Origin of the sequence: Aeromonas sp. PrichA-15 (assembly GCF_017939245.1) — a bacterium.
GTDB lineage: Bacteria > Pseudomonadota > Gammaproteobacteria > Enterobacterales > Aeromonadaceae > Aeromonas > Aeromonas caviae.
Window position 1 is genome coordinate 1 of sequence record NZ_JAGKRH010000265.1, and the last position, 327, is coordinate 327.

At 57.8% G+C, this 327-nt stretch carries 1 pseudogene; it reads right to left on the reverse strand.

Going from position 1 to position 327, the window contains the following annotated elements:
- Positions 1–327, reverse strand: a pseudogene (locus tag J9889_RS20720) (IS1634 family transposase); the annotation flags it as partial.

Genomic DNA, 327 nt, shown 5'->3' on the forward strand with positions numbered 1-327 from the left:
GGTTCACCTACCACTTCGGCATCCAGTTGCAGCAGCATCAAGCTGGCGGTAAAACAGCTCAACTCAGCTTGGGCATCCGCCTCACAAGCAAAGCGTCGGGCACACAATTTGGCGAAGGCTTTGAGCTCGCGGGTACTGTCTTTGAGCAGGTTTTTGGCCAATGTCTGCTGCTCGCGGTGGCTGGCTTGTTCGCTGCGCACCAGCAACCAACGTTGCGCGACCCCGGCATAATTCGCGTGTTGCCAACGGCCATGATAGCCATTGCCCAGAGCGGTCAGCGGTTGTGCACCTATGGTTGCCACGGCCTGCTTTGCCTCATTGAGAGTG